This is a genomic window from Candidatus Binatia bacterium (genome assembly GCA_036563615.1).
Taxonomy (GTDB): domain Bacteria; phylum Desulfobacterota; class Binatia; order UBA12015; family UBA12015; genus DATCMB01.
The window spans coordinates 424,951-440,631 of the sequence record DATCMB010000023.1 but is presented as its reverse complement, the minus strand read 5'-3'; the positions used below and the strand labels follow the sequence as shown (position 1 = coordinate 440,631).

General features: G+C 72.6%; 12 protein-coding genes. 8 read left to right on the top strand and 4 right to left on the bottom strand.

Features of this window, described 5'->3' with window-relative positions; genetic code table 11:
• The first annotated feature begins 70 nt into the window (after positions 1-70).
• Together VIS07_23080 and VIS07_23075 are read left to right on the top strand one after the other, a co-directional pair.
• A complete protein-coding gene (locus VIS07_23080) occupies positions 71-1,501 on the top strand; it encodes an HAD-IB family hydrolase (GenBank protein HEY8518407.1) in 1,431 nt (476 codons plus the stop codon).
• A 5-nt stretch (positions 1,502-1,506) separates the two neighbouring features.
• Positions 1,507-2,523 (top strand): endonuclease/exonuclease/phosphatase family protein, encoded by a 1,017-nt coding sequence (locus VIS07_23075; GenBank protein ID HEY8518406.1) that lies wholly within the window; start codon positions 1,507-1,509, stop codon positions 2,521-2,523.
• A 39-nt stretch (positions 2,524-2,562) separates the two neighbouring features.
• On the opposite strand, the gene VIS07_23070 is transcribed toward VIS07_23075, so the two are convergent.
• Positions 2,563-4,107 carry an NAD(P)/FAD-dependent oxidoreductase gene (locus VIS07_23070; protein HEY8518405.1) on the bottom strand — a complete coding sequence of 515 codons (1,545 nt, stop codon included), beginning with the start codon at positions 4,105-4,107 and terminating at the stop codon, positions 2,563-2,565.
• 108 nt (positions 4,108-4,215) lie between these two features.
• On the opposite strand from VIS07_23070, the gene VIS07_23065 reads away from it, so the two are divergent.
• The 3 genes from VIS07_23065 to VIS07_23055 all read left to right on the top strand — a co-directional run bounded on the left by VIS07_23065 (position 4,216) and on the right by VIS07_23055 (position 6,772).
• Positions 4,216-4,932 carry a TetR/AcrR family transcriptional regulator gene (locus tag VIS07_23065; GenBank protein ID HEY8518404.1) on the top strand — a complete coding sequence of 239 codons (717 nt, stop codon included), beginning with the start codon at positions 4,216-4,218 and terminating at the stop codon, positions 4,930-4,932.
• A gap of 81 nt (positions 4,933-5,013) precedes the next feature.
• Positions 5,014-6,243 carry an MFS transporter gene (locus VIS07_23060; protein HEY8518403.1) on the top strand — a complete coding sequence of 410 codons (1,230 nt, stop codon included), beginning with the start codon at positions 5,014-5,016 and terminating at the stop codon, positions 6,241-6,243.
• Between the two features lie 121 nt (positions 6,244-6,364).
• The gene (locus VIS07_23055) at positions 6,365-6,772 is read left to right on the top strand and encodes a hypothetical protein (GenBank protein ID HEY8518402.1); all 408 of its coding nucleotides are present in this window, start codon (positions 6,365-6,367) and stop codon (positions 6,770-6,772) included.
• 7 nt (positions 6,773-6,779) lie between these two features.
• On the opposite strand, the gene VIS07_23050 is transcribed toward VIS07_23055, so the two are convergent.
• A complete protein-coding gene (locus VIS07_23050; GenBank protein ID HEY8518401.1) occupies positions 6,780-9,881 on the bottom strand; it encodes an AAA family ATPase in 3,102 nt (1,033 codons plus the stop codon).
• A 208-nt stretch (positions 9,882-10,089) separates the two neighbouring features.
• Here VIS07_23050 and VIS07_23045 point away from each other — a divergent pair, with 208 nt between their 5' ends.
• Both VIS07_23045 and VIS07_23040 read left to right on the top strand, forming a co-directional pair.
• The gene (locus VIS07_23045) at positions 10,090-11,070 is read left to right on the top strand and encodes an ABC transporter ATP-binding protein (protein ID HEY8518400.1); all 981 of its coding nucleotides are present in this window, start codon (positions 10,090-10,092) and stop codon (positions 11,068-11,070) included.
• Positions 11,070-12,236: an ABC transporter permease gene (locus VIS07_23040; protein ID HEY8518399.1), complete on the top strand. Its 1,167-nt coding sequence runs from the start codon at positions 11,070-11,072 to the stop codon at positions 12,234-12,236. Before VIS07_23045 ends, VIS07_23040 begins: the two co-directional genes overlap by 1 nt.
• Positions 12,237-12,281: 45 nt before the next feature.
• On the opposite strand, the gene VIS07_23035 is transcribed toward VIS07_23040, so the two are convergent.
• Positions 12,282-13,250: a hypothetical protein gene (locus VIS07_23035; GenBank protein HEY8518398.1), complete on the bottom strand. Its 969-nt coding sequence runs from the start codon at positions 13,248-13,250 to the stop codon at positions 12,282-12,284.
• Positions 13,251-13,391: 141 nt separating this feature from the next.
• Between VIS07_23035 and VIS07_23030 the strand changes: the two genes are divergently transcribed.
• On the top strand, positions 13,392-13,631 hold the full coding sequence (locus tag VIS07_23030; protein HEY8518397.1) for a hypothetical protein: 240 nt from the start codon (positions 13,392-13,394) through the stop codon (positions 13,629-13,631).
• Between the two features lie 27 nt (positions 13,632-13,658).
• Here VIS07_23030 and VIS07_23025 read toward each other — a convergent pair whose 3' ends face one another.
• A complete protein-coding gene (locus tag VIS07_23025) occupies positions 13,659-15,593 on the bottom strand; it encodes an AAA family ATPase (protein HEY8518396.1) in 1,935 nt (644 codons plus the stop codon).
• Positions 15,594-15,681 lie beyond the last annotated feature (88 nt).

Genomic DNA, 15,681 nt, shown 5'->3' with positions numbered 1-15,681 from the left:
GAGGCCGATTCTTTACCTGGCCCCCGCAGCGGCGCTAAGGTCCGGACGTCGCGGCGACGAAAGACGAGCCATGCGGGCCTACAGCGACCTCACGAGCGAGATCGACGAGAGTCCGGCCGGCCCACACGTCGCCGCCTTCTTCGACCTCGATCGCACGCTGATTGCCGGCTTCTCCGCGCTGACCTTCGTGCGCGACGGGCTGCGCAGCGGCCGCCTCGGCGCGAGCGACGTCGTCGAGCTGCTGTTCGCGGCGATCAGCTTCGAGCTCCAGACGATCGGCTTCTCGGGCTTCCTCACCGGCACGGCGCGCACGCTGCGCGGCTACCCCGAGGAGGAGTTCGTGCGCATCGGCGAGCGCATCTTCAACGAGGAGCTCGCCTCCGAGGTCTACCCCGAGGCGCGTGCGATCGTCGCCGCCCACCGCCGGCGCGGGCACACGCTCGCGATCGTGTCGTCGGCGACGCGCTACCAGATCGGTCCGATCGCGCGCGACCTCGGCATCGAGCACATCCTCGCCTCGCAGCTCGAGGTGGTCGACGGCAAGCTGACCGGCGAGATCGTCGACCCGCCCTGCTACGGCGAGGGCAAGGCGTACTTCGCGCGGCGCTTCGCCGAGGAGCACGGCATCGATCTCGCGCAGAGCTTCTTCTACACCGACAGCGAGGAGGACCTGCCGCTGCTCGAGCTGGTCGGCCACCCGCGTCCGACCAATCCGAGCAAGGCGCTGACGGCGATCGCGACGCGCCGCGGCTGGCCGACGCAGCGCTTCACGAGCCGCGGGCTGCCGACGCTCGAGGAGGTCGTGCGCACGGCGTCCGCCATCGGCGCGCTCGTGCCGTCGCTGCTCGTCGGACTGCCGGCGGCGCTGGCGTCCGGCCACTGGCAGGACGCGATCAACATCGCGGCCTCGACCTGGGGCGAGCTCGGCACCGTGCTCGCCGGCCTGCAGGTGCGCGTGCGCGGCGAGGAGAACCTGTGGGCGCGACGTCCCGCGGTGTTCATCTTCAACCATCAGAGCGCGGTCGACATGCTCGTGATCTGCAAGCTCCTGCGGCGCGACTTCGTCGGCATCGGCAAGCAGGAGCTGCGGCGCAATCCGATCTTCGGCCCGTTCATGGCGGCGGCGGGCACGGTGTTCATCGACCGCTTTCACCACGAGAAGGCGATCCAGGCGCTGCGTCCCGCGATCGACGCACTCCGTCACGGGATCTCGCTCGCGATCGCGCCCGAGGGCACGCGCAGCACGACGCCGCATCCCGGACGCTTCAAGAAGGGCGCGTTCTTCATGGCGATGGAGGCCGGCGTCCCGATCGTTCCGATCGTGCTGCGCAACACGCTCGACGCGCTGCCGAAGAGCTGGCTCGTCGTGCGTCCGACGATGATCGACGTCGTCGTCCTGCCGCCGATCGACACCAGCGACTGGAAGCGCGAGGAGCTCGACGCGCGCATCGAGGAGATCCACGCGATGTACACGCGCACGCTCGAGCTGCCGACGGATTGAAGGTCATGCTGCTGCGGAGCTTGCGGACCGGGCGCGGAGCGACGTCGTTCCTGTTCGCGCTCGCGCTCGTCGCCTGTAGCGACGCGCCGCGCAGCGCAGCGCCCGACGTCACGCTCGTCAGCCTGAACTTCCTGCACGGCATCTTCTGCCCGCCCGACACCGACCGCTGCCGCCTGCCCGACCGCACGAAGCTGCTGTTCGACTTCATCGCCGCGCGCGGCTGCCCGGATCTGGTCACGCTGCAGGAGATCTGGCCGCCGTCGGTCGAGCAGATGGAACCCTACCTCGCGACCACCTGCCCGTTTCCCTACGAGCTCGTGCAGGGAGCGCGCTTGACGGGCGTCGACGACGAGACCGTGCTCACGCGCTACCCGGTCCTGCTCGTCGAGCAGCTCACGCTCTACCGCCAGTTCCGCCGCGTGCTCTGGACGCGCATCGCGCACCCCGCGGGCACGCTCGACCTCTACTCGACGCACCTCGCGTCGAGCGCCGACGGCGCGCGCGAGCCCTGCGCCGACGACTGCCCACCCGAGTGCGTCGCCGCGGGCGCGACGAACGTCCGCGACTGCCAGGCCGTGCAGATGGCGCAGTTCATCGAGCGCACGCACGACGCCGCGCTGCTCGGCCTCGTCGCCGGCGACTTCAACGAGCGCCCCGGCAGCTTCGTCTACGAGCAGTTCGTCGGCCGCGGCTGGAGCGACGTCTACCTCGCGGCCGGCAACCCCGAGTGCGATCCCGCAACCGGCGTCGGCTGCACCTCCGGTCGCGCCGACGAAGGCCTCGCGGGCCTCGAGTCACCCGAGCTCGGCGTGACCTCGCGCATCGACTTCGTCTTCCTGATCCGTCCCGCGGAGCGCGCGACGTGCGCGGCCGAGATCCTGCCGCCCGCCGACGACGGCAGCGGCACGCGGCTCTTCGCCGACGTGCCCAATCCGTTCGCGAGCACCTGCGGTCCGCTGCCGGCACAGATCTGCTGGCCCTCGGACCACGTCGGCGTGCAGCTCGCGCTCGCGTGCGGGTGAGCGGCGGCGCCTACGCGAGCGCCGTGCCAGGCACGCCTTCTACGCCGCAGCCCCGACCAGCGCGCCCGCGCCCATGGCCGACGCGTCCTCGCGCTTGACGCAGCGGAACTCCGCCGGGCGCAGCCAGCGCGTCTCGAGCCAGTACTGCCAGGTGAAGCCCGGCCAGATCGTCGCGTTGTAGCCGTCCTTCAGGTACCAGCTCTGGCAGCCCGAGTTCCAAACCGAGTGCGCGAGCTTCGCCTGGATGCGCTCGTTGAACGCGCGCTGCACCTTCGGGTCGACGTCCATGTAGGCGAGGTCGTCGCGACGCAGCTTCTGGATCGCCTGCAGCGCCCAGCGCGCCTGCGCCTCGATCATGAACACCATCGAGTTGTGCCCGAGGCCCGTGTTCGGACCCATCATCAAGTACAAATTCGGGAAGCCGTGGATGGTGATGCCGAGGTAGGTCTCGGGACGCTCGCGGATGACGTCGTTGAGCAGCTTGCCGTCGAGCCCCTGGATGTCGAGCGGGGCGAGGTAGTCGGTCGCCGTGAAGCCGGTGCCGAAGATGATCGCGTCGACCTCGTGCATCACGCCGTCCGCGGTCTCGATGCCCTTCGGCGTGACGCGACGGATCGCGTCGGTGACGAGCTTCACGTTGTCGCGCTGCAGCGTCTGGTAGTAGTCGTTCGACATCAGGATGCGCTTGCAGCCCATCGTGTAGTTCGGCGTCAGCTTGGCGCGCAGCTCGGGATCGCGCACCGTCTTCGCGAGGTAGCGCTTGGCGAGCTTCTCGGCCTGCTTCATGAGCCGCGGATCGATCACGAAGCCGATCGCGCGCAGCTCGTGCATCCAGTACGTGTACGCGCGGTAGAGCCAGCGCGCGCCCGGCACGTAGCGGAAGATCCACTTCTCGCGCTCGGTCATCGGACGATCCGGCTTCGGCAGGATCCACGGCGGCGTGCGCTGGAAGACCTTCATCGAGCCGACCAGCGGCGCGATCTCGGGCACGAACTGGATCGCGCTCGCGCCGGTGCCGATCACCGCGACGCGCTTCCCGCGCAGGTCGTAGTCGTGGTTCCAGCGCGCCGAGTGGAAGGTCGTGCCCTCGAAGCTCTCGAGCCCCTCGATCTCGGGATAGGCCGGGATGTGGAGCGCACCGTTGCCGAGCACGAGCGCGCGTCCGACCACCGTCGAGCCGTCCGCGACGCGCACCGTCCAGGTGCCCTCGCGCTCGTCGAAGGTCGCGCCCTTCACCTCGCTGCGGAAGCGGATGTGGGAGCGCAGCCCGTGCTTGTCGACGCAGGCGCGCAGGTAGTCGTGGATCTCCTGCTGCGGCGGGAACGCGCGCGACCAATCGGGCTTGGGCTCGAAGGAGAACGAGTAGAGGTGCGACGGGATGTCGCACGCCGCGCCCGGGTAGGTGTTGTCGCGCCAGGTGCCGCCGACGTCCGACGCCTTCTCGAGGATGACGTAGGCGTCGATGCCGGCCTTCTCGAGCAGGATCCCCATCGCGATCCCCGAGAAGCCACTGCCGACGATCACCACCTCGAATCGCTCGGGACGGCCTGGGTTGCGCACCGCGTCGGCGCTCGCTACCTGCATGGAAGGCTCCTTGGTCCAGTGGTCACTGATAGCCTTATCGGCTATTCGATCTGCCACGTCAAGAGGCGAGCACAGGCGACCGCCGGGCGATAATGGTATAGGTATCAGGTGAACCGGACCCTCACGCGCGAAGAGGCGAAGCTCATCACCCGGCGCCGCCTGCTCGAGGCGGCGGCGCGGATCCTGCGCGAGGAGGGCCTCGCGGCGCTCACCACCGGGCGCGTGGCGCGCGACGCCGGCGTCGCCCAGCCGACCTTCTACGTCCACTTCAAGGACATGGACGCGCTGCTCGAGGCGCTCGCCGACGAGAAGATGGCCGAGGTCCGAGTCGCGCTGCGCGCGGCGCGCCGGCGGCTCGCCGAAGCCGAGGGCGAGGGCGCGCTGCGCGAGACCTTCCGTCTGCCGCTGCGCGCCTTCATCGAGCAGCCCGACCTCTGGCGCCTCTTCTACCAGGAGCAGAACCGGCCGCAGTCGCCGCTCGGCCGGGTGGCGCGCGAGATCCAGTCCGAGATGCACCGCGATCTCGTCGAGGACCTGATCGCGATGGGCGCGCCCGCCGCGACGGCGGAGGAGCGCGAGCGCGTCGAGATGGTCGCCGACAGCCTGATCGTGCTGACGCAGAACTTCGGCATGGCGTACATCGACGGCCGCTACCGCGACCTCGAGAAGATCGTCGACCTGCTCGTGCAGTACGCCTACGCCGTCGCGCCGCCGACGATCGCGCGCAGCGCGCCGAGCGGCTCCCCGTCCAGCACGACGAGCAGCGCACCGAGCAGCGCGTCGGGCAACACGCCGAGCAGCACGACCAGCAGCACGCCGAGCTGACGCGGCGTCGTCGCGTCGACGGGCGAGGAATCGTGCCGCTCGTCCCCCCGTCGGGCGCAGCCGTCCGCTAAGATCGCGCGGATGCTCCAGCAGGCGAAGGAGACGCGCGCGTCGAGCGTGTTCAAGCGCGAGCTCGCGCTGCTCTTCGCCTGCCTGATCTCGATCGGCATGGGGCAGTCGATGCTGTTCTCGATCCTGCCGCCGGCCGCGCGCGAGATCGGCATCTCGCCGTTCCAGGTGTCGCTGATCTTCGCCACCTCGGCGTCGCTGTGGGTGTTCGTCAGCCCAGCGTGGGGAAGGCGCAGCGACGTCGCCGGACGACGCCCGGTGATCGTCATCGGGCTGCTCGGCTACGCGCTGTCGATGGCGCTGCTCGCGCTGGTGATCGACGTCGCGCGGCGCGGCCTGCTGCCCGCGATGGTGGTCTTTCCGATGATGGTCGCGGCGCGCTGCATCTTCGCGCTGCTCGGCTCGGGCACCGGACCCGCGTCGCAGGCGTACATCGCCGACCGCACGTCGCGCGCCGACCGCACCGCCGGTGTGGCGCTGGTCAGCGCGGCGATGGGGCTCGGCGAGACGATCGGTCCGGGCGTCGGCGCGGCGCTCGCGACGATCGGGCTGCTCGCACCGCTCTACCTCTCGTCGGCGCTCGCGGTCGCGAGCGCGGCGGTGATCTGGTTCGCGCTGCCCGAGGACGCGACGCACGCGACCAAGCGCCGCGAGCGCGGCAAGCGCATGCGCGTCTTCGACCGCCGCATCCTGCCGTTCCTGATCGTCAGCACGGCGCTGCAGTCGGCGCGCGGCACGACCGTGGTCACGCTCGCCTTCTACTTCCAGGACGAGCTGCGGCTCTCGGCCGCGCAGACGGTGCAGGCCGCCGGCATGGGCTTCGTCGTGCTCGCGCTCGCGGGGCTCGTCGCGCAGCTCGTCATCGTGCAGCGCTTCCGACCCTCGGCGCGCGCGATGATGCGGGTCGGCGTCGCGCTGATGCTCGCCGCCTTCCTGCTGCTCGTGTTCGGCAAGGCGCTGCCGGTGTTCCTGTTCGCGCTCACGCTGCTCGGCACGGGGCTCGGGCTCGTGCGGCCCGGCGCCGCTGCGGCGGCGTCGCTCGCCGTCGAGGCGCACGAGCAAGGCTCGGCGGCGGGCATCCTCAACGGCGTCGCGGTGGCGGGCAACGTCATCGGCCCGATGCTCGGCACCGCGCTCTACGAGGTATCGAACGACGCGCCCTACCTGCTCAACGTCGCGATGCTCGGCGGGACCCTGCTGCTCGTGCTAACCAGCCGTCGCGTACGGCAGGTCCGGGTCTGAGCGCATCGTCGATGCCGTCGGTGAATCGGTCACCTGCCGCGCGCGTCGATCGAACGTGCAGACCGTGCAATCTGGCGAGAGCCCTTTTCGTCCGCGCGATGCTCGTAGGAAGATGAACCTCATGCAGCGCACAATGCCGGCCGTCCTCGGCCTCGTCCTCGCTTCCGCCCTCGCCTTCGGGCTCGTGCCGCCCGAGGCGCGCGCCCTCGACACCTCCGCGGCCACGCTCGAGACGATGAGCAACGACCAGTTCCTCACCTACGCGCGCGGCCGCTTCGAGGCGCTGCAGGACGCCGCGTACGTGGCGCAGAACCTCGCGACGACGTTCGCCCGCCGCTGCAAGGACCCGCGGCTCGGCAGCCAGGAGTCCGAGCGGGCGTGCTCGGTGGCGCGCGCGGCGCAGGAGCGGCGCGCAAAGCTCATCGCGGAGGAGAGCGAGCTCATGCGCCGCTTCGAGTCGCGCTTCCACCCGGTGCCGTCGTGGGCGCGCGCGGCCGACCAGAAGTTCCGGCGGACGCTGCTCGAGTAGCCGCGCGTCAAGCACGCGCCGCGCGTCTCTGCGTCGGCGCGAGCACCTCGCGCGCTTCCGGCCGGCGCAGGAGCGCGCGCTGCAGCGCCGGCTCGTCGCGCAGCGACGCGGCGAGACGACGCAGCAGCGCGGCGCTCGCCTCGCCGCAACGGCGGGCGTCGCTGCGCCGACCGCGCCGCGCCGCGACCCGCGCCGCCGTCGCCAGCACCCGCCACTCGCCGAGCGGCACGTCGCCCGCGTCGCCGAGCGCGAGCGCAGCTTCCACCTCCGCCGCCGCGGCTCCGAGCTCGCCCGCCGCGAGCGCCGCCTCCGCGACTACGCGCCGCGCGCGCATCAGGTAGGTGCGCTCGCCCGAGCGTCCGGCGAGCTCGCAGAGCGTGCGTGCGGCAGCAATCGCGCCGTCGCGGTCGCCGAGCGCGAGCTTCGCCTCGCCCGCCTGCGCGTGGAGCGGCAAGAGGAACGCCCACTCGCGCAACTCGGGCTCGCGCTCGAAGCGCCGCAGCAGCTCGTCGAGCCGTCGCGCAGCGGCGGCGGCCCTCCCCTGCCCGTGGTCCGCCATCGCGAGGACGAGCTGCGCGAGCACGAGCCCGTACGGGTGCGTGAGCCGCTGCGCCTCGTCGAGCGCCTCCTCGCTCGTGCGTCGCGCGCGCGCGAAGTCGCCGACCTCGGCGAGCAGCCAGGCGAGGATCACGCGCGCGGCGAGCGCGCCCGGCGCGTGGCCGTTGCGCTCGGCGAGCGCGAGCAGGTCGTGCAGCACGCGCAGCGTCTCGCCGAGCTCGCCGAGGTGCAGCAGCACCGTCGCACGGAGCTGGCCGCAGATCTGGTAGGCGAACGCGTCGCCGACCTCGCGCGCGAGCCGCTGCCCTTCCGCCGCGGCGTCGCACGCCGCGCGGTACTCCGAGCGCAGCGACTGGAAGCAGCCGTTCATGTGCAGGAAGAGCGCGAGCGGACCGGGGAGACCGAACCCGCGCACGACCGCGAGCGCGTCGGCGCACGCGCGCGCGTCGCGCTCGTCGTAGCCCGCGAGACGGTGGTTCCAGTAGGCGAGGTAGCCGCGCGCGACGGTGCGCATGACGTCGCTCGCGCCCTCGATCCCGACCGCCTTCTCTGCGACCGCGAGGCAGCGCCGTCGATCGACGAGCCCGAGCGCGCTGCTCTCGAGCAGGAGACCGTGCAGCTCGAGGTCGGGAAGCCCGCGCTCGCGCGCGAGCGCCGCCATCGCCGCGAAGTCGTCCGCCGCGGCGACGCTCTGGCCCGCCGCGCGCCGCTGCGCGCCGCGGCGTTCGAGCAGCGCGAGCCGCCGCTCCGGCGCGACGTCCGCCGGCAGGAGCGGCAGCAGCTCGAACGCGCGCTCGAGCAGCTCCGCCGACTCGCGCAGCGCGAAGCGTCGCGTCGCGTTGTCGGACGCGGCGCAGAGATGGTGGATCGCGCGCTCGGGCTCGCGCGCGAGCTCGTAGTGCAGCGCGAGCTGCGCCGCGATCTCGTCGGCGCGCGCGCCGTGCAGCGCCTCCTCGCAGCGCGCGACGCGGCCGTGCAGCGCGACCCGCCGCGCGGGCGCGAGGCGCTCGTACAGCACCTGCTGATAGAGCGCGTGCTGGAAGCGGTAGACCGACGACAGCGAGCCATCGGGCAGCTCGCGCGGCGCGCCGCGCGCGAGCAGGTGTCCCTCGCGGCTCAGCTCCTCGCACGCCTCCTCGACGTCGAGCACGTCGGCGTCGAGCGCCGCCGCGATCACGCTCGCGAGCGCTTCCACGCCGACCACGCTCGCCGCTTCGAGCAGCCGCTGACGATCCTGCGGCAAGCGCGCGACCTGGCTCTCGACGAGCTGGCGCAGCGTCTCGGGCACGTCGCGCACGGCCTCGTCCGCCGGCATCTCGAGCTCGTGCGCGCCGTCGCGCTCGACGACGCGTCCGCTCGCGGCGAGGAAGTCGAGCACGTTGACCACGAACAGCGGGTTGCCGTCGGTGCGCCGGTGCAGCGCGCGGGCGAGATCCGTGCGCTCGAGCCCCGGGAAGCGTCGCGCGACGATCTCGGCGACCTCGCTCTCGCCGAGCAGCTCGAGCGCGATCTCGGTGCACTGGCGGCGCAGCGCGAGGTGGTGGCGCGCCTGGTCGAGCGGATGCTCGCGCGCGCGCAGCTCTGCGGGCCGGAAGGTGCCGAGCACGAGCAGACGCGCCGGCTCGCGCCGGGTCGCGAGCGCGACGATCAGGTCGATCGTCGACGGGTCGCTCCAGTGCAGGTCCTCGAGCACGAGCACGAGCGTCGTCTCGCGGGTGATGAGGTCGAGCGCCTCGGTCATCTCGCGCAGCATGCGCTCCGGGGTCGCGCCGAGCGTCTCCTGACGCAGACGGGCCGCCTCGTCGGCGTCGAGCAGCGACGGCATCTGCACGAGCCAGGTCGGCGCCCAGCGCGCGAGGAGCTCCGCGATGCGCGGACGTCCAGCCTCGCGGCACAGACGCTCGAGCGCTTCGAGCACCGGCAGGTAGGCCTCGCTCGCGCCGTAGCGCTCGAGGCACTGGCCGCGCACGACCCGCACGGTGGCGGTCGCCGCGACCCGCGCGACGAAGGCGTCGACCACGGTGGTCTTGCCGATGCCGGGCTCGCCGGTGAGGAACACGACCTGACGCGCGCCGGCCGAGGCGCGCAGCCAGGCCTGCACGATCTGTTCGAGCACCGCCTCGCGGCCGACGGGCGCGACCTCTTCCTCCGTCCTCACTCGCGCGACACGCGGTAGCGGCGACGTCGGCGCGCCGTCGTCGCGCCGGCGCAGATGGCCGTCGCCCGCCGCGACGACCTCGACCGGCACGAGGAAGCGGTAGCCGCGGCGGTGCAACGTCTCGACGTAGCGCGGCGCGCGCGCGTCGTCGCCGAGCGCCTTGCGGATCTCGCCGACGTGGACCTTCAGCACCGCGTCGCCGACCGCGATCCCGTGCCACACGGTGTCGAGCAGCTGGTCCTTGGTGACCAGCGTGCCGGCGCGCTCGACGAGGCACTGCAGGACGGCGAGCGACTTCTGCGTCAGGCGCAGCGGCGTCGTGCCGCGCAGCAGACGCTGCTCGCCGACGTCAAGGATGAAATCTCCGAAGAGATACTGCGTCGCTTGGCTCACCGCGGACGATCGATGCCCATCCATGCGGCAGAATCCGTCCGAAGGAAAGGGGCTGGAACCCTCGATCGACCTCGCGTAAGACGAGCGGGGCGGCTGCCGCGCCCAGGGTGGCGCGCGTCGCGGGGAACGGGCGGAAAGGATCGACGCGCTGGGAGGAGAGGCGAAACCGCCGGCCACGGCGGCGCGGCGAGCGTCGGACGCGGAGCCGGTGATCGAGACCACGGCGCTGACGCGCACCTTCGCGCAGGTGCGCGCCGTCGACCGGCTGCACCTGAGCGTCACGCGCGGCGAGATCTTCGGCTTCCTCGGCCCGAACGGCGCCGGCAAGACGACGACCATCAAGATGCTGTGCGGCCTCCTGCAGCCGACCTCGGGCGAGGCGCGCGTCGCGGGCTGCGACATCCGCCGCCAGCGCGAGCGCATCAAGCGCACGACCGGCTACATGGCGCAGACCTTCTCGCTCTACCCGGACCTCACGGTGGAGGAGAACTTCCGCTTCTTCGCGGGCGTCTACGGCATCTTCGGGCGCGCCGCGACGCAGCGCATGGAGCGCCTGTTCGCCGACGTCGAGCTGCTCGAGCTGAAGGACGTGCAGGCCGGACGTCTCTCGGGCGGCATGAAGCAGCGCCTCGCGCTCGCCTGCGCGCTGGTGCACGACCCCGAGCTCGTCTTCCTCGACGAGCCGACCGCCGGCGTCGACCCGAGCCAGCGCCAGCGCCTGTGGGACTTCCTCTACGACCTGTGCGAGCGCGGCACGTCGCTGTTCGTCACGACGCACTACCTCGACGAGGCCGAGCGCTGCCACGAGGTCGGCTTCATGCTGGGCGGCAAGCTGATCGCGCAGGGCTCGCCGCGCACGCTGCGCGAGCAGCTCCGCTGTCGGCTGCTCGGCGTCGAGGTGCAGCGCGCGGTCGAGGCGATGCGTGCGCTGCGCGCGCTGCCCGGCGTCGTCGACGTGACGATCCACGGCTACGAGCTGCGCGTGCTCTACGCGGAGCCGGTCGAGTGCCGTGACGAGGCCTCGCGCATCGAGCGCGCGGCGGCGGCGGCGGGCGCGAAGGTGACGCGGGTCTACGCGCTCGAGCCGACGCTCGAGGACCTCTTCATCGGCTACGCGCGCGGCGAGGTGAGCCCGACGGCGTCCGAGGATGCCGCGCGCGAGGGCGCGGCCGGCGCCCCCGTCGAGTGATGCGCAACGTCTACCACCTCGCGCTCAAGGAGTTCCTCCACCTCGTACGCGACCGCCGCACGCTCGCCTTCCTGCTGCTCATGCCGTCGGTGCTGACGGTGATCTTCGGCTACGCGATCGGCAGCCCGCGCGTCACCGCGATCCGCACGCTGGTCGTCGACCAGGACGGCGGCCGCGTCGCCGAGGAGTACCTCGAGGCGATGGACGCCTCGATCACCTTCAAGACCGAGGTGATCGAGAACGCGACCGACGAGGACGTCGCGCGCGCCGAGGAGGCCCTGCGGCGCGACGACGTGAGCGCCTTCGTCGTCATCCCGCGCGGCATCAGCGAGGCGGTCGAGAGCGGCGGCACGGGACGCGTGCGCGCGGTGGTCGACGCGTCCGACACCTTCACCGCGCCGTCGGTGCTGCGCGAGCTCGGCAGCACGACCGTGCAGCAGAACACGCTGCTCGCCGCCGAGCGCCTGCGCCGCGAGGGCGACGTCGCCGGCATCGAGGAAGGTCTCGAGCGCGTCGCGCCGATCACGCTCGACGCCGAGATGCGCTTCAATCCGGAGCTCAAGAGCCAGAACTTCGTCATGCCGGGCGTGATCGGGCTGATCCTGCAGCTCCTCACCGTAATCGTCATGGCGACGTCGATCGCGCGCGAGCGCGAGCGCGGCACGATGGAGCAGCTCGCCGTGACGCCGCTCACGCCGGCGCAGATCTTCATCGGCAAGCTGCTGCCCTACTTCGTGCTCGCGCTGCTCGACACGGTGAACGTGATGCTGCTCGCCTGGCTGCTGTTCGGCGTCGCGCTCGGCGGACACGTGCTGGCCGTGACGGCGCTCGTCGTGGTGTTCATCCTGGGCTCGCTCGGCATCGGACAGCTGATCTCGGTCGTGTCGCGCAACCAGAGCCAGGCGGTGCAGCTCGCGGTGTTCTACATCCTGCCGGCGTTCGTGCTGTCGGGCGCCTTCACGCCGATCGAGACGCAGCCCGAGGCGGTGCGTCCGGTCGCCTACCTCTTCCCGCTCACGTACTTCTGCCACGGCTTCCGCGCGGCGCTGCTGCGTCAAGCAACGTTGCTCGACGTGCGCTGGGATCTCTTCGCGATGGGCGTCTTCGTCGTGCTGACGTTCGGCACGTCGGTGCTGCTGCTGCGCATCCGGCCCGACGTGCGCTGAGCAGCTGCACGCGCGAGGCGCGGCTCGCCTCGGGCGCGCGGCGGCTCAGGCCGCGTAGGCCGCCGGATAGCGGATGTACGCGTCGTGCAGCGTCGCGATGAAGCCCGGATCGCGCTCCGGGTCGGACGGGATCTCGAGGCGCGTGCCGCGCCGCCGCAGGTCCTCGCTGAAGCGACGCAGCACCTCGTCGAGCGTCAAGTCGTCGACGTGCTCGTCGTGCAGGCGGCGCTCCTCCTCCGACGCGAACACCACCGCCTTCCACGACACGCTGACGCGGATCTGTCGGCGCGGGAAGCGCGCGATCTCGCGCTCGCCGTCGCGGATCGCCCAGGTGTCGGCGTCGAGCCGCACGAGCTCGCTGTCGAACGTCAGCGACGGCATGCCGTCCTCGATGCGTCCGACCGGACGCACGCGGTGCCACATGAAGTCGTTGTCGCCGACGATCGCGGTGTTGGTGATCGCTCCTTCGTGCACGACCGACGGCGCGTCCGGACCGTTGGGCCAGTACTCGAAGCCGCCGTCCGAGCCCTCGTAGAACCACGCGACCGCGGTCGCGATGCGCGTGCGCACGTCCTCGAAGAGGCCGGACATGCCCATGATGGTCAGCAGCGTGATCGGGTGCTGCGTGCGGTCGAAGCCGCGGAACGCCGGCACGTCGGTGTGACCGCGCCCCTGCGGGAACGGCAGCTGCCAGGTCAGGTTCACGTAGACGTTGTGCGGCCGCACGATCTCGGCGTCGAACAGCTCGCGCGCGGCGTCGATGAAACGCGGCAGGTGGAGCAGCTCCGCGACGCCCTCCTCCGGCTTGCCCTCGGTCGCCCAGTTGCCGCGGAACACCGGCCCGACCGGCATCGCGCCGCGCTCGTTGCCCGACAGCGCCGCGTACTCGGCGTCGTTCGCGAAGTAGCGCTGCACGGGCCAGTAGGGCGCATGACGGTCGATCAGCGCGTCGATCGTGCTCGGGTCGTCGAGCACGCACGGGATGAACACCGGCCGGCGGGGCATGCGCGTCATCGCTTCCTCCAGGGCTTCGCTCAGGGGCTTCTCCGGGCGCGCGGATCTTACCGCAACATTACCGTTCCGTTATGACTCGCGGCGCCGCTGCCGGCTATCCCGTTTTGCGTGCCGAGAGCGCAAGCGAGGAGGACCACCGGCATGTCGACGCAGCGCGCCTTCGTCATCCAGTTCCTGCCGCGCACCGCGGCCGCGCCCGAGCGCTTCGAGGGGCGCATCGAGCACGTCGGCAGCGGCGAGGCGGCGGACTTCCGCTCGCCGCTCGAGCTGATCGACTTCCTGTCGCGGCTGCTGGGCGGACATGCGCCGGCGACGGGGAAGCCGGCCCGCGCAGAGCGGGCCGTGAGGAGCGGTGGGCGCAGCGGCCCGATGCCGGGCTGAGGCGCGGCCGCCCGGGCGGCTAGCCCTTCAGCGCGCGGCGCGGCGTCCCGACCAGACGTCGAGCCGCCGCGGCACGTCGGTCGCACCGGGCGCCCGCACGAGGTGCAGACGCCCCGTACAGCGCGCGCGCTGCACGCGGACCTCGGGCCCGCCCGCCTCGTGCCACTCGCGCGCCGCGGCGAGGCGACGCTCGAGGTCGGCGCGGCGCAGCGGCGTCACCCGCTCGCGCAGCACGTCGCGCACGAGCTCGTGGCGAAAGCGCCAGCGCGCCGCGACCCCGTCCGCAGCCGTCGCACCACCGGACGCCGCGAGCAGCCCGTCGCGACCCGCGAGCCGCGCGCAGCGCTCCTCGAGCGCCGCCGCATCCGCGCCGAGCGCGGCGGCGAGCTCGGCTGCGCCGAACTCGTCCCCCGCGACGCTCGCCGCCGCGAGCAGGCGCTGATCCTCGAAGGGCAGCCGCTCGCAGCGCCGCTCGATCGCCGCGCGCAGCGTCTCGGGCACGCGCCGCGAAAGCGTGCTCTCGCTCGCCCGCAGCACGAGAGCGTCGCCGTCGCGCACGAGGAGCCCGCCGCGCAGCATGTCGTCGAGCAGCTCGATCGCGAACGACGGGTTACCGGCGCTGCGCCGGTGCACGAGCGTCACGAGCCGCGCGGGCGGCGTCGCCGGAGCGAGGCGGCGCGCGACCAGCTCCGCGACCTCGTCCTCGGAGAGCGCGCGCAGCGCGATCTCCTCGCCCGCGCGGCGCAGCGCGAGCGCGGACGACAGCGCACAGGCAGCGCTCTCGCCGAGCGCGACATTGCACGGCCGGCACGCGCCGACGATCAGCAGCCGCGCCGGTGACTTTCGAATCCCGAGCGCCGCCAGGACGTCGAGCGTCGCCGGGTCGCTCGACTGCAGGTCGTCGAGCGCGAGCACGACGGTCGCCGCCGCGGACAGCGCTTCGAGCGCCTCGACGAGCTCGCGCTGCATGCGTCCGGCGCCCGCGCCCGCGGTCTCGCGCTGCAGCGCCTCGCGCTCGGCGCGCTCGACGAGCCACGGCATCTGCGCGAGCCACGTCGGCGCGCGATGGCGCAGCAGCTCGACGACGCGCGTGCCCGCAGCGCCGCGGCACAGCGCGGCGAGCGCCTCGAGCAGCGGCGCGTGCGCTTCCGTGCTGCCGAAGCTCTCGCGACACTGGGCGCGCGCGATCAGCGTCGCATCGTCGCTGGCAAACGACGCGAGAAACGCGTCGAGCACGGCACTCTTGCCGCTGCCCGCCTCGCCGGTGAGAAACGCGACGCGGCGCTCGCCCGCGCGTGCGTCGGCGAGCAGCGCGGCGAGACGCTCGCCCACCTCGGGGCGACCGACCGGCGCCGCGCGGTGCTGCGCCGCGGGCGACGACCGCGGCGGCGGCGGCTCGTGCGGCGTCACGAGCGACTGCGACGCAAGCACGCTGCGCGCCTCGTCCGCGGCCGGCGTCGGGCGCGGCGCGACCGACACCGACGTGCGCGGCGTCGGCGGCACCAGCGTGATGCCGCCGAGGAAGCGGTAGCCGCGCCGGTGCACGGTCGCGATGAAGCGCGGCGCGCGGTGGTCGTCGCCGAGCGCCTTGCGGATCTCGAGGATCGTCACCTTGAGCGCCGCGTCGCCGACGTAGGTGTCGGCCCACAGCGTCTCGAGCAGCTCGTCCTTGGTGATCAGGCGGCCGGCGTTCTCGACCAGGTGGCGCAGCACCGAGAACGCCTTCGGCGTCAGCGCGAGCGCCTGCGTGCCGCGGAAGACGCAGGCGTTGGCCGGGTCGAGGCGGAGATCGTCGGCGGGCGCCGACGTCGCCGCCGCGGGCACGGTCTCCTCGCGCTCCGCGAGCGCCGGTGCCGGCTCGCTTCCCTTGCCGCGCGCCGCGGCAGGGGCGACCGCCCTGCCCCGCACCGCCGCCGTGCGCGGCTCGCCGCGACGCCCCGTGGACGCGACCGACTTCCCCATGCCGGCAGCGCGGGTCGCAAGGCGGCGGCCACGGAGCGCGCCTCGCACAATCCGCGGCAATCGACGCGCTTCGCGGCCGCCACCGACA

Coding starts and splice junctions, on each gene's coding strand:
- VIS07_23030 (HEY8518397.1), top strand. CDS start 13,392: ATGTCGACGCAGCGCGCCTTCGTCATCCAGTTCCTGCCGCGCACCGCG.
- VIS07_23075 (HEY8518406.1), top strand. CDS start 1,507: ATGCTGCTGCGGAGCTTGCGGACCGGGCGCGGAGCGACGTCGTTCCTG.
- VIS07_23025 (HEY8518396.1), bottom strand. CDS start 15,593: ATGGGGAAGTCGGTCGCGTCCACGGGGCGTCGCGGCGAGCCGCGCACG.
- VIS07_23080 (HEY8518407.1), top strand. CDS start 71: ATGCGGGCCTACAGCGACCTCACGAGCGAGATCGACGAGAGTCCGGCC.
- VIS07_23060 (HEY8518403.1), top strand. CDS start 5,014: ATGCTCCAGCAGGCGAAGGAGACGCGCGCGTCGAGCGTGTTCAAGCGC.
- VIS07_23040 (HEY8518399.1), top strand. CDS start 11,070: ATGCGCAACGTCTACCACCTCGCGCTCAAGGAGTTCCTCCACCTCGTA.
- VIS07_23035 (HEY8518398.1), bottom strand. CDS start 13,250: ATGACGCGCATGCCCCGCCGGCCGGTGTTCATCCCGTGCGTGCTCGAC.
- VIS07_23070 (HEY8518405.1), bottom strand. CDS start 4,107: ATGCAGGTAGCGAGCGCCGACGCGGTGCGCAACCCAGGCCGTCCCGAG.
- VIS07_23055 (HEY8518402.1), top strand. CDS start 6,365: ATGCAGCGCACAATGCCGGCCGTCCTCGGCCTCGTCCTCGCTTCCGCC.